Here is a 17,804-nt window from a genome sequence, read left to right on the forward strand (position 1 = left end):
GCCTGCCGATGGCACGCGCACCTGCAGCCGCGATTCCCGGCCGTCCCGGCGTACCGAGGCCGATGCCCTGGCATGTGCAGGCATTGCAGAGAGCGGTGCGCTCGGATGTGCCGTCGATACTCCTGCATGGGCCAGCCGGCATCGGGGAACGAGACTTCGCCCTGGCGCTGGCAGCCCACTGGCTCTGCGAGGCGGACGCGACCGCCGACGTACGCCCCTGTCTGGATTGCGCCAGTTGCAAGCTCGTCGAGGCGGGCAACCATCCCGACCTGCGCATGATCGAGCCCGCATCGATGGCGGCGGAATCGGAGGACGCCGACGGCGACGACGAGGGAGGCGAAGAAAAGGGCAAGGGCAAGGCCGCCAGTCAGGCGATCCTGATCGGGCAACTGCGCCCGCTGCATGACCTCGCCCGGATCACCAGCCATCGTGGCGGCGCACGCGTGGTGGTGATCCATCCCGCCGATGCGATGAACATCGCCGCGTCCAACGCGGTACTCAAGCTGCTCGAGGAACCGCCGGTGGGTATGCGCTTCCTGCTGATTGCGCATCGGGTGCAGCGTGTCAGCGCCACGGTGCTGAGCCGGTGCATGCGGGTGGCCCTGCCAGTGCCTGCGGCGGACCAGGCAGTGCCCTGGCTGCAGGCGCAGGGCGTCGAGGACGCTGCCACCGCACTGGCGCTCGCCGGCGGGGCGCCGCAAGCCGCGCTCGACAATGCAGACCCGGTGCGCGCTGCGTTGAGCAAGGCCTGGCTGCGCTGCGTTTCGGACGCATCGATCACGGCGCTGTCGGCTGCCCGCGACACCAAGGAAGCTGGTGCCCCGCAGGTCCTGTCGTGGCTGGTCCAGTGGACGCATGACCTGGCCCGGGTCAAGGCAGGGGCGGCACCGCGCTACCACTCGGCGCAGTCCGCGACGCTGCAGCGGTTGTCGGCATCGATGACGCTGCGCGCGATCACGCGCCTGCACCGTACACTTGCGCTGCGCCAGCGGTGGATCCGGCACCCGCTGAACGCCCAGCTCACGCTCGAGGCACTCTGGCTCGACTACCTGCAGGGCACTGGCGGGCGCTGATGCCCAAGCCTGCGCCCGTCGGGGCAGGGTCTCCCCAACTCGAGTCCACCATGTACATCGATTCGCATTGCCATCTCGACTATCCCGCACTTGCCGCCGACAGTGAAGGCGTGCTTGCGCGGATGCGCGAGGCTGGGGTCACGCATGCGCTCTGCGTGGCGGTGAACCTGGAAGACTTTCCGCGTGTGCATGCACTGGCGTGCGCGCACCCGAACCTCTACGCGTCGGTTGGCGTTCATCCTGACCAGCCTGCGAGCGACGCAACCACCGTCGAGCAACTCCTGGAACGTGCGGCACTGCCGCGGGTGGTCGCCATCGGCGAGACCGGGCTGGATTACTTCCGGGCTGACGATCCGTCGACGCCGTCCGCCGCCGCGCAGCAGGAGCGATTCCGGCGCCATGTGCGGGCCGCGCGCGCCTGCGGCAAGCCGCTGATCGTGCATACGCGCTCGGCAGCCGACGATACGCTGGCCATCCTGCGGGAGGAGGGCGCTTCCGAGGTCGGCGGCGTGATGCACTGCTTCACCGAGACGCTCGAGGTCGCGCACGCGGCGATGGCGCTCGGCTTCATGATCTCGTTTTCCGGCATCGTGACCTTCCGCAATGCCGCAGCGCTGAAGGAGGTCGCACGCGCGGTGCCGCTCGAGCGCCTGCTGATCGAGACCGATGCTCCTTTCCTGGCGCCGGTGCCGCATCGCGGCCGTACCAATGAACCGTCCTACGTGCCACTGGTCGCAGCGGAGATTGCACACCTGCGATCGGTACCTGTAGAAGCGATCGCCGAGGCCAGCACGCGCAATTTCCGTACGCTCTTCAAGGTTCCCGCATGAAAGACCGAGACCGCCCCCAGGCGATAGAACGCAGGCTCGTCGCTGCAGCAGTTGGCGTCCTGGCCGCGCTTGCGGCACTACCCGTGATCGCGCAGTCAGCGTTCGACCGGATGTTCGAGGCAGTGGATGCCGATCAGGCCACCGAGGTGCGTGCGCTGCTCGCCCGTGGCATCGACGTCAACACCGTCGACCGCGATGGCAACACGCTGCTGGCCCGCGCCGCGCAGCGCGGCAACCGCGCGGTGTTCACGGTGCTGCTCTCAGCAGGTGCGCGCATCGAGTCGCGAAACCGCTTCGGAGAGACGCCACTGATGTACGCGGCCCTGGGCGGTAACGAGGCGATCGTGCGCGAGTTGCTCGGCAAGCGGGCGCGTATCAACGCCGATGGGCCGGGCTGGACGGCGATGCATTACGCCGCCCTGCGCGGGCACGCGGGTGTGCTGTCGCTGTTGCTCGACGGCGGAGGCGACGTCAATGCGGCCGCCGAGAACGGTACGACGCCGCTGATGATGGCGGCCTCCGAAGGGCGCAGCGAAGCCGTCGCGCTGCTGCTCAAACGCGGTGCCGATGCGACACGCGCGACCGATGCCGGGCGCACTGCGGTAGCCTGGGCACGCAGTGCAGGGCAACTGCGCATCGCGGAAATGATCGAGGCTGCGGAGAAGAAGTGATGCCTGGAGCACACGGCGCGCTGCCTCTTCTGCAGGCGCCCGCAAGCGAAGCTGAAGCCGCCGCAAGGCTTGTCATGCACAGCGTCATCCGCGCAGAGATCGTGCCGCCACGACCGGCCAAACGCGATATTCTCTGGCTGATGGTGGCGGGGTGCGTCGCCTTCAACCACAGGGAGAACGAGACATCATGATGCACAGTTTCCGAGGCGTGGCTGGCCTCCTATCAATCAGCCTCGGCCTCGTCGTTGCCGGTCCGGCTTTCGCACAGCTCTACACCGAAGACCAGCGTCCGTCCGCTTGCCACAAGAAGTATGACGACACCGGGCCGGGCCGTGACGTCATCTACGTTCCCACGCGCCTGCAGACCGTCGAGCGCATGCTCGACTTCGCGGAACTGAAGGCAGGCGAAACGCTGGTCGACCTGGGTTCCGGCGACGGCCGCATCGTGCTGGCGGCAGCCAAGCGCGGCGCCAATGCCCGCGGCATCGAGCTCGACGACGGCCGCTTCAACATCGCCAATTGCTGGGCCAACGAGATGGGGCTGACCGGCAAGGCGCGCTTCCTGCAGGCCAACATCTTCGAGCACAACTTCACCGACGCGGCGGTGGTCACGATGTACCTGCTGCCCGGCCTCAACCTGAAACTGCGCCCGACGGTTCTCGACATGCGTCCGGGAACCCGTGTGGTATCGCACGCGTTTACGATGGGCGACTGGGAAGCAGACCGCACCGAGTCGGTCGCGGGAAGCAACCAGACGATCTACCTCTGGATCGTTCCGGCGAAGGTCGCCGGAACGTGGACGATCACGCCGGCTTCGGGCGCACCGATGACCGTCTCGCTGACGCAGCAGTACCAGAAGTTCGAGGGCGGCAGCGGTTCGGTGAAGGTCGCGAGGGGCAGCCTGCGCGGTGACCAGATCAGCTTCGCGCTGGTCGACGGCAGCGGCGCTTCGCGCGATTATTCCGGCCGTGTGGCGGGCGATCGCATCGAAGGCAAGGGCTGGACAGCCGTACGGTCGAAGTAGGCTGCATGTGTCGAGGGAGAGCGCGCTTCGGCGCGCTTTTCTTCGACACGTAGTTTTACATAATCATCATTCACTGCCCTGCAAATGCGGTTGATGTTTGCGGCCATCGACCGCAGCCCCTCGAACGTTGTACGTTACCGGATTGCATCACGATCGTGCGCCCGGGCGTGGCTGCGATCGCCGCATACCGCGCCGGCCTGCCGGCAACCGCTTAACGGAAACGCGACAGATGACCAAGCTCAACGGCGCAGACGCCATGGTTCGCATGCTGCAGGCACATGGCGTGCGGCATATCTTCGGATTGTGCGGCGATACCAGCCTGCCACTCTATGACTCGCTCGCCACGCTCGACCACGGCATGCAGCACATCCTGACGCGCGACGAGCGTTCGGCGGCCTACATGGCCGACGCCTATGCGCGGGTGAGCGGCCGCGTGGGCGTCTGCGAAGGTCCGAGCGGTGGCGGCGCGACCTACATCCTGCCTGGCATCGTCGAGGCCAACGAGAGCTCGATACCGGTACTCGGAATCACCACGGACATCGCCACGACCTCGCGCGGCCGCTACACGCTGACCGAGCTCGACCAGCGTTCGCTGTTCAAACCGCTCACGAAGTGGAACGCGGTGATCGACCGCGCCGACCGTCTGCCCGAAACGGTACGCGCGGCATTCCGCGCAATGACCAGCGGCAAGCCGGGCGCGGCCCACCTCGCGCTGCCGTTCGACATACAGAAAGATCTTTCGGTCGAGGCAGACGACATCTGGGCGCAACCGGAACACGCGACCTATCCGTCGTGGCGATGCAGCCCCGATCCCGCGGCAGTCAGCGCGGCGGTCACCGCACTGCTGTCGGCCAGGCAACCACTGATCATCTGCGGTGGTGGCGTGGTCATTGCCCGCGCCGAAGCCGAACTGGCGAGCGTCGCCGAGCGGCTGGGCGCACCGGTTGCCACGACCATCTCCGGCCAGGGGTCTTTGCCGGAGACGCATCCGCTATGCCTGGGGGTCGTGGGCAGCAATGGCGGAACCCTGCCCACCCGCGCGCTGGTCGAACAGGCCGATCTCGTGATGTTCATCGGCTGCCGCGCCGGTTCGGTGACCACCGAGCGCTGGCGTTTCCCTGCCCGCGGCACACGAATCGTGCATATCGACGCCGATCCGCAGGTAATCGGCGCGATCTACCGGACCGAGGTCGCCCTGGTCGGCGATGCGCGTCTCGCGCTGCATGCGATCGACACCGAGCTTGGCCGCCGCGCACCGGAGGTGAAGTCGGGAGACGGCGCGGCCAGGGTTGCGCGCGCGCTGAGGGAGAAGTTCGCCGCTTTCGACCAACTCGCGACAAGCGGCGAGACGCAGGTGCTGCCGGAGCGACTGGTGGCGACGCTGAACGAGGTACTGCCATCGGATGCGGTGGTGGTATGCGATCCCGGTACGCCCTGCCCCTACTTCTCCGCCTTCTACCGCTTCCGCGAATCAGGTCGTCACTTCATCTCCAACCGGGCGCATGGCGCACTGGGTTACTCGATGTCGGGCGCGATCGGCGCCCACTTCGGCCGGCCGCAGGCGAAATGCGTGTCGGTGATGGGCGATGGAAGCTTCGCGTTCACAGCCGGCGAACTTGAGACGATCGTGCGTCTGCGCCTGCCGATCATGATGGTCGTCGTTTCCAACAGCGTGTTCGGCTGGATCAAGGCTGGCCAGAAGACGGGGTTCCGGCAACGCTACTTCTCGGTCGACTTCACCCGCACCGACCATGCGAAGGTAGCCGAGGCTTATGGCGTGCGTACCTGGCGGGTCACCGAACCGTCGATGCTGCGCGCAGCTTTCGCCGCTGCGGCAGAACATGCGGGACCGACACTCGTCGACGTGGTGACCCAGCCACTGCACGAGGCGCGCGCACCGGTCAGCGAGTGGGTTGCATGACCCTGTCAGTGCTGCTTGTCGACGAGGTGCGCCGGTAGCGGAAGCACCGGGACCCCTTCCTCGACCAGTGCCCTTGCCTCGGCGCGCGTGGCCACGCCGCGGATGGCGCGCTCCGGTGCCTCCTGGTTGTGGATGCGGCGTGCTTCCTCCGCGAATCCCCGGCCGACATCTTCCGTGGATGCGACCCAGCGACGCAGCCTTTCCATGGCCTCGCGCAATTCGGCGGGCGCCTGCGGCACGGCCGCGTCCGGTACATCCCTCTCCGCCTGCGATGCCGAGTGCGCCGAACCGCTTGCGACAGACGTACCTGTCGAGGGCCCGACATCTCGCGCGGCGCTCTTCACGTGAAGCGCGCTGGGCAGGCGCGATACCGTCGAGGAGTCGCACACCGGGCAGTGGACCTGTCTCGCCTGCAACTGGCGCTCGCAATCATCCTGCGAGCCGAACCAGCCCTCGAACCGGTGCTCGAGTTCGCAGTGAAAGTCGTAGATGATCACGGTGACTGGTGCCCGGAACCGGACTCGAACCGGTATGCCCTTTGAAGGGCGACGGATTTTAAGTCCGTTGTGTCTACCAATTTCACCACCCGGGCAGCGAAATCAATATGGAGGCGGGGGTCGGAATCGAACCGGCGTACACGGCTTTGCAGGCCGCTGCATGACCACTCTGCCACCCCGCCCTGCTTGCCCGTCTGAACGGTCCGGACTGGTGATCGACCCATGCTCCGATCGCACGAACGTCGGCGTTTTCGGAGCAATGCAGACCGATCAAACAAAAATGGGAAGCGCGACGTGCGCTCCCCAGGGAATGATTGGAGCGGGAAAGGAGGCTCGAACTCCCGACCTCAACCTTGGCAAGGTTGCGCTCTACCAGCTGAGCTATTCCCGCATCACAGGAGGACGGATTATAGATTCGGCGGCAAGGATGTCAAGGTGTCGGTGATCGAAACATGCAACTGATCGCATGCTTCAGCGTGTTGAACTTCAACCATCCTGCCCGGGCCCGGCGGCAGCGGGCTTTGCGCGGCGCAGGTAATAGAACATCGACCAGAGCGTCAACACGGCTGCCAGGTAGATCAGCCACGTGCCGAACATCTGCACGTCGATGCCGAACAGGGGCGCCCCGTACAGGAGCATCGGGATGGCGATCATCTGCGCGGCGGTCTTCACCTTGCCGATCATCGACACCGCGACACTGCGGCTTGCGCCGACCTTGGCCATCCATTCCCGCAACGCGGAGATCGTGATCTCGCGCCCGATGATGATCGCGGCGATCACGGCGCCGACACGATCCAGCTCCACCAGGAGGATCAGTGCGGCCGCGACGATCAACTTGTCGGCGACCGGGTCCAGGAAGGCGCCGAACGGTGTCGTGAGCTTGTAGCGGCGTGCGATGTAGCCATCGAGCAGGTCGGTGACGGCGGCGCCCACGAACAGCAGGGTCGACAGCAGGTTCTTCTGCTGTAACCCGAGCCAGTCGTCTGGCAGGTAGAAGATGCCGATGAAGATCGGGATCGCGACGATGCGCGCCCAGGTGAGGTGGTTTGGCAGTGCGGGATACATCTGCTCAGTGTAGCGCCCGATAGATGCGTTCAGCGAGCGAATGACTGATGCCCTCCACCTGCATCAGATCCTGCGCGCTCGCGGCGGCGACGCCGCGCAGCCCGCCGAAGCGCGCGAGCAGTTGCTGGCGGCGCTTCGGTCCGACGCCGGCAATCCCGTCCAGCGCGGAGCCGACGCGCTTCTTGTCGCGGCGGGCGCGATGCCCCTGGATGGCGAACCGGTGCGCCTCGTCGCGGATCTGCTGCACCAGGTGCGCGCCCGGATGGTCCATCGCCAGTTGCAGGCCTTCTCGGCCGTCGGTGAAGACCAGGGTCTCAAGGCCGGGCTTGCGGCCCTCCCCTTTCGCCACGCCGACCACCGGGAGGTCGTTCACGCCAAGGTCGTCCAGTACCTCGCGCGCAATGCGCGACTGGCCAGGTCCGCCATCGATCAGAAGCAGGTCAGGCAGGCGGCCCTCGCCAGCCACTGCCCGCCGGAAGCGCCGCTCGAGCGCCTCGCGCATCGCGGCATAGTCATCGCCCGGTGCATCGGGCGACACGTTGTACCGGCGATACTCGCCCGGCCGCATGCCGTCGCCGTCGTAGACCACGCAGGACGCGACCGCCGCCTCCCCCATCGTGTGGCTCACGTCGAAGCATTCGATGCGGCGCACGACGTCAGACAGGCCCAGGGCTTCCTGCAGCGCCGACAGGCGCGCCTCCTGGTTCTGCTGGCTGGCGAGGCGGCGCTCCAGTGCGAGGCGCGCATTCTGCATGGCCATCTCGAGCCAGCGCCGCCGCACCTCGCGCGGATTCGAAGACAGCTGCACCCTGCGCCCGGCCTGCTGCGACAGGACCTCGACCAGTCCATCCGCCTCGATCGCGGGATGCACGATGATCTGCTCGGGCACATCCGCGCCAAGGTAGTGCTGCGACAGGAACGCCGAGAGCACCTCGGACGACGCAGCACCATCGGCATGGTCGGGAAACAGGCTGCGGTCGCCGACGTGGCGCCCGGCGCGGATCATCGCGATGTTCACGCAGAAGCGCCCGGAGATCGATTCGCAGGCCACCACGTCGGCATTGGTCGCGGTGCCGGCGTCGACGAACTGAGATTCGCGGACCTTGCGCAATGCCTGGATCTGGTCGCGCAGCGTCGCGGCCTCCTCGAACGCCAGGCGCTCGGCTGCAGACTCCATGCGGCGCACCAGCTTCTCGATCACGAGGTCGTCGTGCCCTTCCAGGAACAGCGTGGCGTCGCTCACATCCTCGGCGTAGGTCGCCGTGTCGACCAGCCCCACGCATGGACCAGTACAGCGGTGGATCTGCTGCAGCAGGCAGGGGCGGGAACGGTTGCGGAACACCGTGTCCTCGCAGGTGCGCAGCCGGAACACCTTCTGGATGAGCTGGATGCTGGCCCGCACCGCACCAGCGTTCGGGAACGGTCCGAAGAATCGGGATTTCTGGTCGAGCGCACCGCGATAGAAGGCCAGGCGCGGAAAGTCGCCCGGGCCGATGCGCAGGTACGGGTAGGACTTGTCGTCGCGATACAGTATGTTGTACCGCGGCTGCAGCGACTTGATGAAGTTGTTCTCGAGCAGGAGCGCTTCCGATTCCGAACGCGTGACGGTCACGTCGAACCGGTATACCTGACGCACCATCAGCTCGATCCGGGGCGACGCATGCCGGCCGGCCTGGAAGTACGATGCCACACGCTTGCGCAGGTCGATCGCCTTGCCGACGTAGAGCACCTTCTCGCCGGCACCGATCATCCGGTAGACCCCTGGCAGGTGCGGCAGTTCGGCCACGCGCTTGAGCAATACGTCGCGTTCCGGTTGCGCGACGATCGGCAATCCCTCGCCTGAAGCCGGACCGTCAAGCTCCGGAGACAACGGACTCATCAGCGTCGGATACCTTCGTTCACCTTCGGGAGCAGCTGGCAGGGCATTGCTGTCCCGTCACTGCTCGGCCTCGGGTGGGTGCCCGGCAGGGGCAGTCCGCCGCGCAGCACGGAATGGAATCACCGTGGCCTTCGGCGCCTCCGCCCGCGTGCGGGCGACTGCGGCGAGCATTCCGTCTTTCTGGATACCCGACAGTTCGGACAACGCATCCTGCAGTCGGATCAGGCTGTCCCACATCATCGACTGCGCCTTCAGGCACGCACCCAGGTCGCTGCCTGCACGGGAACGCTCCATGTCGACCCGGAACTGCAGGCCGCGCAGGCGTGGCTGCATGCCGGCCGGTGCGGACTGGATGACCGCCTCGAGTGCCTCCTTGCGGCGCAGTTCGAACACCTCGGGATCGGTCTCATGGAGGCGCTGCCAGTCCTCGAAGACGTAATCCTCGGGTTTCCGGTCGGAGAGATTGGACATGGGGTAAACAGGCTGCCGTCGGAAGGCCATCAGCGGCCCGGCAGCAGCGCCGGGGACGCGGGATCGGGAACACGGATCGAGCGTGCCCTGCTCGATCATCCAGGCTACAAGGTAACAGGTCCGGGCGCGGGTGGGTCATTGCGTGCAGGCGTTCTGCGACCGGCAAGGATCGCCGTCGCGGGGATCCGGATCACCCCGCCGCCAGCGCCTGAAGTTCGGCCGCATGGCCAGGCGATGCCTGCAGGCGCCCAAGGTCTTCAGCCGCAGGATCGATGCCGGCCCCTTCACGGGCACGCAGGGCGGACAGGCGGCGGGCACCCACGGCATCAACCAGGGGCAGCCGCGACGCCAGCAACTGGTCGGCCAGGTCCGGACGGTTGCAGATGAGCACGAGATCGCAACCCGCAGACAGTGCGGCGCGAGCCCGCTCGCCGACGTCCCCGGCGACCCGTGCCCCCTCCATCGACAGATCGTCGCTCAGGATCGCCCCGTCGAAGCCCAGCCGCCGGCGCAACACCTCTTGTAGCCAGTAGCTGGAAAAGCCAGCAGGCCGCGGATCGACGAGCGGATAGATGACATGCGCCGGCATCACCGCGGCAAGATCGCCTGGCGCCAGCCGCGCGTAGGGCAGCGCGTCGCATGCGAGTATTTCGTCCAGCGGGCGTGGGTCCACCGGAACGTCGACATGCGAATCCGCTTCGGCATATCCATGTCCAGGAAAGTGCTTGCCCACGGAGGCCATCCCCGCCCGGCGCAGCCCGCGTACGAGCGCTCGGCCGAGCATCGTGACCGCGGACGGATCCTTGTGGAAAGCACGGTCGCCGATCACGCCGCTGCGGCCGAAGTCGAGGTCGAGCACCGGGGCGAACGTGAAGTCGACGCCACAAGCGCGCAGTTCGGCAGCCAGCACATGGCCTGCAAGTTCAGCCCGCCGGCACGCACCTGCCGGATCTTCTGTCCAGCGAGCGCCGATAGAACCCATCGACGGGATGGCGGTGAAGCCGGCGCGGAAACGCTGCACGCGCCCCCCTTCATGGTCGACACCGACCGGGAGCGCGGGGGTACGCAGCGCATGGATCGAGGCGACCAGCGCGGCCAGCTGCGCCGGAGATTCGAAGTTGCGCGAGAACAGGATGACGCCACCGCAGCTCGGATGCAGCAGCCGCCGACGGTCATCTGCGTCGAGCGCAAGGCCGGCCACGTCGAGCATCACCGGACCCAGCGGACGCGGTGCGGAACGCAGCAGTGCCGGGCTCATCGTGCGCCGCCTGCATCGGCCCGTTCGAGTACGACCATCGCGCACGCCATCCCGCGCTCGTCGGTGAGCGACACATGCCCGCCGAGTACCCCCTCGCGCGCAGCGTGCGCCGCGAGAGCGTCTCCGAACACCAACAGCGGCTTGCCTCGCGGATCGCTCGCCAATCCCATCTGGTGCAGCGTCGCCGGATAGCGCAGGCCGAGGCCGAACGCCTTCGAGCAGGCTTCCTTCGCGGCGAAGCGCTGGCCGAGGAAGTTCACCGGCCGGGACGATCGCGCGAAGGCATCGCGCTCCGCCGGCATCAGCACGCGCTCGACGAAGCGCTCACCGTATCGGGTCAGCAGGCCTTCGACCCGATCGAGCGCGACCAGGTCGGTTCCGATACCGTAGATCATGCTCCAACCTCCCCGGCCGACAGTGCAGCCACATATGCGCGCACGGCGGCGTCCAGCCCCATCTCGAGCGCATCTCCGATCAGTGCATGACCGATGGATACCTCGTCGACCGGCGCCGCGGCCGCGACGAACCTGCCGACATTGGCGAGGTTCAGGTCGTGTCCCGCATTGACGCCAAGTCCGGCGGCGCGGGCCGCCTGTGCGCTTTCGACAAACTGCGCCAGCACTGCCGGATCGTCAGAATGGCGCGCATAGGCTTCGGTGTACAGCTCGATCCGGTCGGCACCCAGTTCGCGCGCAAAGCGCATCGAGGCCGGATCCGGATCCAAGAACAGGCTGACGCGAATACCCGCGTCCTTCAATGCCTGAACCACCGGCTCGAGTTCTGCCGCGCGCGCGGGCAACGACCAGCCGAAACTGGACGTAAGCGCGCCCGCCTCGTCCGGTACGAGCGTGCACTGGTCGGGCACGATGTCGAGGGCGATCTTCATCAGGTTGTGGAACGGATTACCCTCGATGTTGAACTCCACGCCGCGATAGCCCTCGAGCAGCCGCGACAGGTCGAGTACATCCCTCGGGCGAATGTGCCGCTCGTCGGGGCGAGGATGCACGGTGATGCCTGCGGCGCCTGCCGCGATCGAGATCATCGCCGCCCGAGTAACGCTCGGCAGCCCGCTTTCGCGCGAGTTGCGCAGCAGGGCGATCTTGTTCAGGTTGACGCTCAGTCGGGTCATCGTTGTGCAGATCGCGGATGGAACCGCGCTCCCAGCTTCGGTTTCAGAGGTTCTGCAACGAACGCAGCAGGTCGCGGGTGTGCAGCGGCTGGTCGCCAAGGTAGTGCGCCAGCACATGGCGGGTCAGCAGCTTGCTCTCCTGCAGGCTCTGCGCATCGGCATAGCGATCGTGTGCCATGTCGATCAGTGTCTGTCCCGCCAATTCTATGCCCTCGCGGTCGCCGTCCGCTGGAACTGGTCCGATGCCGACCTGATAAACATAGCGCGCGCCAGGATCGATCGCGGCACCCGAGGACGCGTCGCGGTCCAGCACCAGCCCGTAGCCGATCCCGGCAAGGAGGGCACGTTCGAAGCGGCGCAGCGTCGCGGAGAGCCCGCTGCCGCCGGACAGCTCGACCAGCACCCGTGCATAGTCCTCGAACAATTGCTCATGCGGATCCTCGCGCCGAAGCAGCCTCAGCAGCAGTTCATTGACGTAGAGGCCACAGAGCAATGGCGTCGCGCTGAGCGGCGGCAGCCCGCCGATCCACTCGACCTTGTGCAGGGTGCGCAGCTCGCCCCGGCCGCCCCAGCCGGCCGCCATCGGCTGGAACGGCAGCAGCAGGCCGCGCATCGCGGAGCCGGCGCGCCGTGCACCACGCGCCACCCATGCGATCCGCCCGTACTGTCCGGTGAACGCCTCGACGATCAGGCTCGTCTCGCGGAACGGATACGTATGCAGTACGAAGGCTGGTACCTGTGTGACCCGGGTTCCACCGCCAGCCATGTCAGTCCTGCCCGGGTTCGCCCGGCAGGGCGATGTCCTGGCTGGCCGTCGGGCGCCCACGCGCACGCTGGACCTTCACCCACAGTTCCATGAACACCTTGCAGCCGAACAGCGCCTCCATGTCGCCCCGCGCCGCAGTGGCGATCGCCTTCAACTGTGCTCCTCGATCGCCGATCACGATCGCCTTCTGGCCGGGCTTGGCGACCGTGATGGTCGCGTAGATCCTGCGCAGCCGCGGCAGTTCCTCGAACTGGTCGATCGACACGTCGCATTCGTAAGGCAATTCGGCGCCGAGGAAGCGGAACAGCTTTTCGCGCAGTATCTCGCCCGCGAAGTAGCGTTCGCCGCGGTCGGTCAACGCCTCCGGGTCGTACAGGGCCTCCTGCTCGGGCAGGTGGACGGCAAGCGCATCGAGCAGGGAATCGAAGTTGGCATCGTGCTCGGCACTGACCGGGACTATCGCCGAGAAGTCGCGCTCACGGCGGACGCGGTCGATGAACGGCAGCAGGCGACGCTTGTCCTGCAACTGGTCGATCTTGTTGATCACCAGCACCACCGGCAGTGATGCAGGGAGCGCCCGACCGACAGCCTGGTCTTCAGGTCGGAAGCGGTCGGCTTCGACCACCCAGGCAACGGCGTCCACGCTCTCAAGCGCCTGGATGGCCTCACGGTTGTAGGTACGCGACTGGTGGCCGCTGCGGTTGTCCTGCAGTCCTGGCGTATCCACGAATCCGAACTGCTGGTCGCCCCTGGCGAGAATGCCGAGCAGGTTGGAGCGCGTGGTCTGCGGCCGCTTCGAGACGATGGCGAGCTTCGCGCCGATCAACCGGTTGAGCAGCGTCGACTTGCCCACGTTCGGCCGGCCGACGATCGCGATACGACCCGATAGCCGAGGCTGGATCATGGGCGCTGCGCCAGTTGCAGCCAGGCGGCCTCGGCGGAAGACTGCTCCGCAGCCCGGCGGCTGGTACCACTGCCGCGGGTGGCAAGACCAGGGACGTCGATCACGCACTCAACCTCGAAGCGCTGCGCATGCGCCTCGCCGCTGATTCCGACCACAGCATAGCGGGGCAGTGGGTGCCGGCGCGCCTGCAGCCATTCCTGCAGGCGGGTCTTCGGATCCTTGGCCGGCGCATTGATGTCGATTGCACCCAGGCGCGCGCGCAGGTTGCGGGTCACGAAGGCGGACGCGGCATCGTAACCGGCGTCGAGGAATACCGCACCGACGACCGCCTCGAACGCATCGGCAAGGATCGACGGACGCCGGTGTCCGCCAGTCCGTGCCTCGCCCTCGCCCAGCCGCAAGGAAGCACCCAGGTCGAGATCCAGTGCGACCTCGAACAGCGCCTGCTGGTTGACGAGATTGGCGCGCAGACGCGACAGTTCCCCTTCGGCGGCAAAGGGGAAACGCTCCAGCAGTTCCTGCGCGACGACGCAGTTCAGGACACTGTCGCCGAGGAACTCGAGCCGCTCGTTATTGTCGGCGCCGAAACTGCGATGCGTGAGCGCCCTTTCGAGCAGCTTTGGGTCCGAGAATGCGTGCTGGATCGCGCGGGACATCTTCAGCGGCAAATGCGGACGCGGCGCGTGGCGGCAAGGCCGCCTCAGCGCGAGGTCGCCTGGAAATCCACCAGCAGGCTGATGTTCGAGATCAGCGGGATCGTGACCCGGTAGCGTGTCTCGATGACCAGTTGCCCGGCTTCGCGGGTGATCACGAGGTCGGACGGGGAAACAGCATTCACGGAGTCGACCGTCGTCTGGCGCCTGAAGGCGGCCTGCACATCTGCAGCCGTAGCGTTGGCGTACGCCGGGTTGTTGGCGATCTGCCGGAAGATCTTGCCGATGGTGTACCGCTCGATGTAGGCCGGCACCAGCTTCATGGCCAGGATCGAGACGAACACGAGTCCGATGCTGACGCAGATCATTCCGACGATCGTTATGCCCTTCTGCCGGTTGCGCATGGCGAAAGCTTTCACTGTATCCGCGTGCCGATTCGGGACATTGCGTCGAAATTCCACCAGATCATCACTGCCTTGCCGACGATGTTGCGTTCGGGTACGAAGCCCCAGTAGCGACTGTCGGCGCTCGCATCGCGGTTGTCGCCCATCGTGAAATAGTGTCCTGGCGGAACCGTGCAGGTAAATCCTGCTTCATTGTATTCGCAATTCTCGCGCATCGGAAAGCGCCGGACACCACTGGTCTGGATGGTCGGCATATCCGGTTGCACCAGGATATCGTGCGGCCTTTCCGCGATCGTTTCGGACAGGCGCCGTGCATTCACGAAGGACAGCCCGCCCTCGACATAGCTGTAGTCGCCGACCGGCTTCAACGAAACGGGCTGGCCATTGAGCTCAAGTCGCTTGTCGCGGTACGCCACGCGGTCGCCGGGCACGCCGACCACCCGCTTGATGTAGTCGAGCGACGGATCGTCCGGATACCGGAACACCATCACGTCGCCGCGTTGCGGCGATCCCATGTCGAACACCTTCACGTTCGCCACCGGGAGCCGGATACCGTAGGTGTACTTGTTGACGAGGATGAAGTCGCCCACGAGCAGTGTCGGAATCATCGAGCCGGACGGGATCTTGAACGGTTCGACGAGGAAGGACCGAAGCACGAACACGATCAGGATGACCGGGAAGAAGCTTTTCGGGTACTCGATCCACCAGGGTTCGCCCTTGCCCTCGGGCCGGTTGCGCCTCAGCACGAACCTGTCTAGCAGCCAGATGGCACCGGTGATGACCAGCAGCACCAGCATGATCAGGGGGAAATTCACTGTCCACTCTCTTCCATGGTCACTTGCTGTCGGTCCGAAGGACGGCCAGGAAGGCCTCCTGCGGAATCTCCACCCGCCCCACCTGCTTCATGCGCTTCTTGCCGGCCTTCTGCTTCTCGAGCAGCTTGCGCTTGCGCGAGATATCACCGCCGTAGCACTTGGCCAGCACGTTCTTGCGCAGCGCCTTGATGGTCTCTCGCGCGATAATGTGCGCGCCGATCGCCGCCTGGACGGCAACATCGAACATCTGGCGCGGAATCAGTTCACGCATCTTCACCGCGAGTTCACGGCCGCGGCTCTGGCTGGTCGAACGGTGCGCGATGACCGACAGCGCGTCGACCTTCTCGCCATTGATCAGGATATCGAGCTTCACCAGGTCGGAGGAACGAAAGTCGGTGAACTCGTAGTCGAGGGAAGCGTAACCACGACTGACCGACTTCAGCTTGTCGAAGAAATCCATCACCACTTCGTTCAGCGGCAGCTCGTAGGTGAGGATCACCTGGCGCCCGGAATAGTGCATGTCCTTCTGGGCGCCACGCTTCTGGTTGCACAGCGTCATCACCGGACCGACATAGTCCTGGGGAACGATGATGGTGGCCTTGATCATCGGCTCCAGGATATCGTCGATCTTCGACTGCTCCGGCAGCTTCGACGGGTTGTCGATCTCGATGGTCTCGCCGTCGCGCATCAGGATGCGGTAGACCACCGTCGGCGCAGTAGTGATGAGGTCGATGTCGTACTCGCGCTCGAGTCTCTCCTGCACGATTTCCATGTGCAGCAGGCCGAGAAAGCCGCAGCGGAAGCCGAAGCCCAGCGCCTGTGATGTCTCCGGCTCGTAGCGCAGCGAAGAATCATTGAGGTGCAGCTTCTCGAGGGCATCGCGCAAGGCCTCGTAGGCATTCGACTCGACCGGATACAAGCCGGCGAACACCTGCGACTTGATTTCCTTGAAGCCCGGCAGCGGCTCTGCTGCCGGACGCTCTGCCAGCGTGACCGTGTCACCGACCATCGCCGCCTTCAACTCCTTGATGCCAGCGATGATGTAGCCTACGCCGCCCGCCGAGAGCAACTCGGTCTGCCTGCCCTTGGGCGTGAACACGCCCACCTGCTCGCAGGTGTAGGCCGCGCCGGTGGCCATCAGCAGTAGCCTGTCCTTCGGGCGGAGCGTGCCGTCCTTGACCCGGACGAGCATGACCACGCCCACGTAGTTGTCGAACCATGAATCGATGATCAGCGCCTTGAGGGGAGCATCCGGGTCACCCTGCGGCGGCGGGATGCGCGCAATGACCTGCTCGAGGATGTCGTCGATACCGAGACCGGTCTTTGCGCTTGCACGGACCGCATCGTGCGCATCGATGCCGATGATGTCCTCGATCTCCTGGATCACTCGCTCGGGTTCGGCGGATGGAAGGTCGATCTTGTTCAGTACTGCGACCACCTCCACGCCCAGTTCGGTCGCGGTGTAGCAATTGGCGACCGTCTGCGCCTCGACGCCCTGCGATGCATCGACCACCAGCAGCGCCCCCTCGCACGCCGACAGCGAGCGAGACACTTCGTACGAGAAGTCGACGTGGCCAGGCGTGTCGATCAGGTTCAGGCTGTAGGTATGGCCGTCACGGGCGACATACTTCAGCGCCGCCGTCTGCGCCTTGATGGTGATGCCGCGCTCGCGCTCGAGATCCATCGAATCGAGCACCTGCTCGTCCATCTCGCGGTCGGATAGACCGCCACAACGCTGTATGAATCGGTCGGCCAGCGTTGACTTGCCATGGTCGATGTGGGCGATGATGGAGAAGTTGCGGATGTACTGCATCGGGTATGCGTCGATTCCTGTGTGACTTCGCGCTGGTCCCTGCCGACCGGAAGTCCGCAGAAAGCAGGCACGAGGATTCTAGCCAAGTTGCCGTACCGCCGGGGTCTTCGCTGGCGCACCGCTGGCGTGTACGCGCACCGGCAATCGGGCTTCACCGCATCAACGCGCGCGCCAGGGCGATTCGGTCCAACTGGCCGAAGCAGATCAGTTGGTCATCGTCGTGGGTCAGCACTGGCACCCGCTCCGAGTACAGAGGTTCCAGTTCGGGGTGCTCGTCGAGATCGACGATCCGCAGAACGATTCGCCCGGCATCGACCAGCGGTTGCAACTGCGAGATCATGGTCTCGCAGAGATGGCAGTAATCGTGGACATGGATGACCAAGGTCGGGATCTTCATGCTGCGCAGCCTTGCTGAGTTGGTAGCGGAAACGAAAACGCCCCGAACCTTTTGGGACGGGGCGTTTGAGTGGCTACGGGTGAGGTAGCCGGAAGGGGAGTCTGACGATGACCTACTTTCGCGCGAAAAGGATCGCACTATCATCGGCGCTGGAGCGTTTCACGGTCCTGTTCGGGATGGGAAGGGGTGGTTCCACTCCGCTATGGTCGTCAGACATTGGGCGGTTGCGAGGCC

20 protein-coding genes, 3 tRNA genes and 1 rRNA gene are annotated in these 17,804 nt (G+C 65.7%); 6 read left to right on the forward strand and 18 right to left on the reverse strand.

The window, feature by feature from the left end; genetic code table 11:
- Nucleotides 1-8 precede the first annotated feature (8 nt).
- The 6 genes from ING98_14050 (at nt 9) to ING98_14075 (ending at nt 5,519) form a co-directional block, all read left to right on the forward strand.
- A complete protein-coding gene (locus tag ING98_14050; protein MCA3102987.1) occupies nt 9-1,073 on the forward strand; it encodes a DNA polymerase III subunit delta' in 1,065 nt (354 codons plus the stop codon).
- Nucleotides 1,074-1,123: 50 nt separating this feature from the next.
- On the forward strand, nt 1,124-1,903 hold the full coding sequence (locus ING98_14055; GenBank protein ID MCA3102988.1) for a TatD family hydrolase: 780 nt from the start codon (nt 1,124-1,126) through the stop codon (nt 1,901-1,903).
- A complete protein-coding gene (locus tag ING98_14060; GenBank protein MCA3102989.1) occupies nt 1,900-2,574 on the forward strand; it encodes an ankyrin repeat domain-containing protein in 675 nt (224 codons plus the stop codon). The genes ING98_14055 and ING98_14060 overlap by 4 nt, the downstream gene beginning before the upstream one ends.
- Entirely contained in the window at nt 2,574-2,765 is a 192-nt protein-coding gene (locus ING98_14065; protein MCA3102990.1) for a hypothetical protein, read from the forward strand. Before ING98_14060 ends, ING98_14065 begins: the two co-directional genes overlap by 1 nt.
- Complete coding sequence (locus tag ING98_14070; GenBank protein MCA3102991.1) at nt 2,765-3,598, forward strand: class I SAM-dependent methyltransferase; 834 nt, start codon at nt 2,765-2,767, stop codon at nt 3,596-3,598. The genes ING98_14065 and ING98_14070 overlap by 1 nt, the downstream gene beginning before the upstream one ends.
- 229 nt (nt 3,599-3,827) lie before the next feature.
- Complete coding sequence (locus ING98_14075; protein MCA3102992.1) at nt 3,828-5,519, forward strand: thiamine pyrophosphate-binding protein; 1,692 nt, start codon at nt 3,828-3,830, stop codon at nt 5,517-5,519.
- A gap of 5 nt (nt 5,520-5,524) precedes the next feature.
- Here ING98_14075 and ING98_14080 read toward each other — a convergent pair whose 3' ends face one another.
- The 18 genes from ING98_14080 to rrf all read right to left on the reverse strand — a co-directional run bounded on the left by ING98_14080 (nt 5,525) and on the right by rrf (nt 17,784).
- A complete protein-coding gene (locus tag ING98_14080; GenBank protein ID MCA3102993.1) occupies nt 5,525-6,016 on the reverse strand; it encodes a DUF1178 family protein in 492 nt (163 codons plus the stop codon).
- A 6-nt stretch (nt 6,017-6,022) separates the two neighbouring features.
- Nucleotides 6,023-6,111, reverse strand: a tRNA-Leu gene (locus ING98_14085).
- A 13-nt stretch (nt 6,112-6,124) separates the two neighbouring features.
- Nucleotides 6,125-6,198: transfer RNA gene (locus ING98_14090), tRNA-Cys, on the reverse strand.
- Between the two features lie 133 nt (nt 6,199-6,331).
- Nucleotides 6,332-6,407, reverse strand: a tRNA-Gly gene (locus ING98_14095).
- Nucleotides 6,408-6,502: 95 nt separating this feature from the next.
- Nucleotides 6,503-7,081 carry a CDP-diacylglycerol--glycerol-3-phosphate 3-phosphatidyltransferase gene (pgsA, locus tag ING98_14100; GenBank protein MCA3102994.1) on the reverse strand — a complete coding sequence of 193 codons (579 nt, stop codon included), beginning with the start codon at nt 7,079-7,081 and terminating at the stop codon, nt 6,503-6,505.
- 4 nt (nt 7,082-7,085) lie between these two features.
- A complete protein-coding gene (gene uvrC, locus ING98_14105; protein ID MCA3102995.1) occupies nt 7,086-8,960 on the reverse strand; it encodes an excinuclease ABC subunit UvrC in 1,875 nt (624 codons plus the stop codon).
- 57 nt (nt 8,961-9,017) lie between these two features.
- Nucleotides 9,018-9,431, reverse strand: a complete 414-nt coding sequence (locus ING98_14110) for a DUF3135 domain-containing protein (protein ID MCA3102996.1) — start codon at nt 9,429-9,431, stop codon at nt 9,018-9,020.
- Nucleotides 9,432-9,621: 190 nt separating this feature from the next.
- The gene (gene nagZ / locus ING98_14115; protein ID MCA3102997.1) at nt 9,622-10,689 is read right to left on the reverse strand and encodes a beta-N-acetylhexosaminidase; all 1,068 of its coding nucleotides are present in this window, start codon (nt 10,687-10,689) and stop codon (nt 9,622-9,624) included.
- Nucleotides 10,686-11,084, reverse strand: coding sequence for a holo-ACP synthase (locus tag ING98_14120; GenBank protein MCA3102998.1), 399 nt, complete (start codon nt 11,082-11,084; stop codon nt 10,686-10,688). Before ING98_14120 ends, nagZ begins: the two co-directional genes overlap by 4 nt.
- On the reverse strand, nt 11,081-11,818 hold the full coding sequence (locus ING98_14125) for a pyridoxine 5'-phosphate synthase (GenBank protein ID MCA3102999.1): 738 nt from the start codon (nt 11,816-11,818) through the stop codon (nt 11,081-11,083). Before ING98_14125 ends, ING98_14120 begins: the two co-directional genes overlap by 4 nt.
- A 43-nt stretch (nt 11,819-11,861) precedes the next feature.
- The gene (gene recO / locus ING98_14130; GenBank protein MCA3103000.1) at nt 11,862-12,584 is read right to left on the reverse strand and encodes a DNA repair protein RecO; all 723 of its coding nucleotides are present in this window, start codon (nt 12,582-12,584) and stop codon (nt 11,862-11,864) included.
- Between the two features lies 1 nt (nt 12,585).
- The gene (gene era, locus ING98_14135; protein MCA3103001.1) at nt 12,586-13,488 is read right to left on the reverse strand and encodes a GTPase Era; all 903 of its coding nucleotides are present in this window, start codon (nt 13,486-13,488) and stop codon (nt 12,586-12,588) included.
- On the reverse strand, nt 13,485-14,144 hold the full coding sequence (gene rnc, locus ING98_14140; GenBank protein MCA3103002.1) for a ribonuclease III: 660 nt from the start codon (nt 14,142-14,144) through the stop codon (nt 13,485-13,487). Before rnc ends, era begins: the two co-directional genes overlap by 4 nt.
- A gap of 44 nt (nt 14,145-14,188) precedes the next feature.
- Nucleotides 14,189-14,509 carry a DUF4845 domain-containing protein gene (locus tag ING98_14145; protein ID MCA3103003.1) on the reverse strand — a complete coding sequence of 107 codons (321 nt, stop codon included), beginning with the start codon at nt 14,507-14,509 and terminating at the stop codon, nt 14,189-14,191.
- Nucleotides 14,510-14,556: 47 nt separating this feature from the next.
- A complete protein-coding gene (lepB, locus tag ING98_14150) occupies nt 14,557-15,360 on the reverse strand; it encodes a signal peptidase I (protein MCA3103004.1) in 804 nt (267 codons plus the stop codon).
- A gap of 19 nt (nt 15,361-15,379) precedes the next feature.
- Nucleotides 15,380-17,173, reverse strand: a complete 1,794-nt coding sequence (gene lepA, locus ING98_14155) for an elongation factor 4 (GenBank protein ID MCA3103005.1) — start codon at nt 17,171-17,173, stop codon at nt 15,380-15,382.
- A 151-nt stretch (nt 17,174-17,324) separates the two neighbouring features.
- Nucleotides 17,325-17,570, reverse strand: a complete 246-nt coding sequence (locus tag ING98_14160; protein ID MCA3103006.1) for a glutaredoxin family protein — start codon at nt 17,568-17,570, stop codon at nt 17,325-17,327.
- 99 nt (nt 17,571-17,669) lie between these two features.
- Nucleotides 17,670-17,784: ribosomal RNA gene (rrf, locus tag ING98_14165) — 5S ribosomal RNA — on the reverse strand.
- Nucleotides 17,785-17,804: the final 20 nt, after the last annotated feature.

This window comes from Rhodocyclaceae bacterium (assembly GCA_020248265.1).
Lineage (GTDB): Bacteria > Pseudomonadota > Gammaproteobacteria > Burkholderiales > CAIKXV01 > CAIKXV01.

Bases quoted from the DNA above. Each gene is read 5' to 3' on its own strand.
- recO (MCA3103000.1), bottom strand. From the start codon at position 12,584: ATGGCTGGCGGTGGAACCCGGGTCACACAGGTACCAGCCTTCGTACTG.
- nagZ (MCA3102997.1), bottom strand. From the start codon at position 10,689: ATGAGCCCGGCACTGCTGCGTTCCGCACCGCGTCCGCTGGGTCCGGTG.
- ING98_14160 (MCA3103006.1), bottom strand. From the start codon at position 17,570: ATGAAGATCCCGACCTTGGTCATCCATGTCCACGATTACTGCCATCTC.
- ING98_14060 (MCA3102989.1), top strand. From the start codon at position 1,900: ATGAAAGACCGAGACCGCCCCCAGGCGATAGAACGCAGGCTCGTCGCT.
- lepA (MCA3103005.1), bottom strand. From the start codon at position 17,173: ATGCAGTACATCCGCAACTTCTCCATCATCGCCCACATCGACCATGGC.
- era (MCA3103001.1), bottom strand. From the start codon at position 13,488: ATGATCCAGCCTCGGCTATCGGGTCGTATCGCGATCGTCGGCCGGCCG.
- ING98_14125 (MCA3102999.1), bottom strand. From the start codon at position 11,818: ATGACCCGACTGAGCGTCAACCTGAACAAGATCGCCCTGCTGCGCAAC.
- pgsA (MCA3102994.1), bottom strand. From the start codon at position 7,081: ATGTATCCCGCACTGCCAAACCACCTCACCTGGGCGCGCATCGTCGCG.
- ING98_14050 (MCA3102987.1), top strand. From the start codon at position 9: ATGGCACGCGCACCTGCAGCCGCGATTCCCGGCCGTCCCGGCGTACCG.
- ING98_14120 (MCA3102998.1), bottom strand. From the start codon at position 11,084: ATGATCTACGGTATCGGAACCGACCTGGTCGCGCTCGATCGGGTCGAA.
- ING98_14075 (MCA3102992.1), top strand. From the start codon at position 3,828: ATGACCAAGCTCAACGGCGCAGACGCCATGGTTCGCATGCTGCAGGCA.
- ING98_14145 (MCA3103003.1), bottom strand. From the start codon at position 14,509: ATGATCTGCGTCAGCATCGGACTCGTGTTCGTCTCGATCCTGGCCATG.
- rnc (MCA3103002.1), bottom strand. From the start codon at position 14,144: ATGTCCCGCGCGATCCAGCACGCATTCTCGGACCCAAAGCTGCTCGAA.
- uvrC (MCA3102995.1), bottom strand. From the start codon at position 8,960: ATGAGTCCGTTGTCTCCGGAGCTTGACGGTCCGGCTTCAGGCGAGGGA.
- ING98_14055 (MCA3102988.1), top strand. From the start codon at position 1,124: ATGTACATCGATTCGCATTGCCATCTCGACTATCCCGCACTTGCCGCC.
- ING98_14065 (MCA3102990.1), top strand. From the start codon at position 2,574: ATGCCTGGAGCACACGGCGCGCTGCCTCTTCTGCAGGCGCCCGCAAGC.
- ING98_14110 (MCA3102996.1), bottom strand. From the start codon at position 9,431: ATGTCCAATCTCTCCGACCGGAAACCCGAGGATTACGTCTTCGAGGAC.
- ING98_14070 (MCA3102991.1), top strand. From the start codon at position 2,765: ATGCACAGTTTCCGAGGCGTGGCTGGCCTCCTATCAATCAGCCTCGGC.